Source organism: Brevundimonas sp. SL161 (assembly GCF_049896985.1).
In the GTDB taxonomy this organism is placed as follows: Bacteria; Pseudomonadota; Alphaproteobacteria; order Caulobacterales; family Caulobacteraceae; genus Brevundimonas.
This window is the reverse complement of record NZ_JAFCVJ010000075.1, coordinates 1-1,530: the sequence shown is the minus strand read 5'-3', so window position 1 is coordinate 1,530 and position 1,530 is coordinate 1. Positions and strand designations below refer to the sequence as shown.

At 67.4% G+C, this 1,530-nt stretch carries 1 protein-coding gene and 1 pseudogene; both read right to left on the bottom strand.

Going from position 1 to position 1,530, the window contains the following annotated elements; translation table 11 throughout:
* Positions 1–815: pseudogene (locus tag ACP7AU_RS17670) on the bottom strand (capsular biosynthesis protein); the annotation flags it as partial.
* Between the two features lie 522 nt (positions 816–1,337).
* Positions 1,338–1,530 (bottom strand): OmpA family protein (locus ACP7AU_RS17665; RefSeq protein WP_426052272.1); only part of this gene is annotated, 193 nt, incomplete at its 5' end.

Here is a 1,530-nt window from a genome sequence, read left to right as displayed (position 1 = left end):
ACCTGGGCGTCCGACTCTGTCCTGGACCGGAAGGCGAGCTGCAGATAGCGCCGCACATGGCCCACGAACTGCAGCCAGGGCGACTGGGTGTAGGGATAGACGTAGCGGCGGAACACCAGGCGGCCCAGCGGCTGGGCGGCGTGATACAGGCTGATGTTGATGACGTGGTGTGGCAGGATCTTGCCAACCGGCCGGGTCGGCAGCATTTCGGGGATCGGGGGATCATAGGCCGTGCGCTCTCGCGGCAGGCCGGAGGAGGCGTTGACCCCGTTCTCCTCGACCGTGATCCAGTCGGGACGGAAGTAGCCGTTTTCCAGCACCCAGATACGCAGCGGATGAATCCGGTCCGGTTCCAGGGCGGTGGCGGCCTTGAGCTTGCCGGCCTGGGAGAGGACGCCCTGGTTATAGGGACCGCCCTCGCCGAACACGATCACGTCGGTCAGGCCCTGGTCCTGGACCAATCTGGCCAGCCGGGCGGGCCAGCGGCGCACGTCCCCTGTGTAGGGCTGGGCTCCCGAACGCCGCCAGTAGGCTGCGTCACCGGCGTTGAACAGCATCCGCGCCACAGAGGCGCCCTCGGCAGTCAGCTGCTCCGCCAGCATCCGGCCGAACGGACCGAAGGGCGCCGTCACGATCAGAAACCGGCGGCCGGCCAGGGACTGGCCGGGGCGCGAGCGGAGGCCGGAGGCGGCCGGCGTCTGCAGGGCGGTCGGGACGACCGGAACGGTCTCGACGACGCGTACAGATTCGCGCGCCGCCGGACGGCGGGTCGATTCGCCCGGGGCGAGTCTGGGAGTGATGCGAATGTCCACCATGGTCAGGACCGGCTCACGCGAAGTCTTCGGGACGGAATGAACCGCTCAATGCCCCGCCCCTGATCCGGCGTCCCGAGCCAGACCCGCCGCCGCCCAAGGGCGACGCGGCTCCGTCGAAAGACCGGACAAGAGGGTCGGAACTCTGACATGGCCGCCTTTGTCGCTGGCCTCGTCACGCGGATCAACCGACTTGTCCAAAAAAGCGAGTGGGTGTTAGAAATTTCACGAAATCTTCCAGCGACATCGGACGAATTCCACGCCTTTCAAAGCCTTTAGACGGGCTCGAAAGGCCGTGGCGCGGGCCGTGGCGCTTGAAGCGAGACTTTCTGGCAACGCCACCCGGAAACGCGAAACCGCCGGCCTCCCGAGGGGGAGAACCGGCGGTCCATCACAGGATCATCAGCAGGGGGAGCCGTCTTCCGGAAGGTCGCCCTTCCCGTCGCACCGACGCCCCCCGGCGTCTTCCAGTCAGCTTGGTTCGGATCCCGATCCTTGCGGGATCGGGATCCTTGTCCAGGCGTCCTAGAAGTTGATGCCGATGGTGGCGCGACGGTTCAGAGGCTCGCGAACGCCGTCGGCGGTCGGACGGGCCAGGTTGGTTTCACCCTTGCCGTCGAGAGCGATGACGCCGCCGGCGACGCCTTGAGCGACCAGGGCGTCAGCCACGGTGCGCGAGCGACGGTTCGACAGGCCCACGTTATAGGCGGCCGAGCCG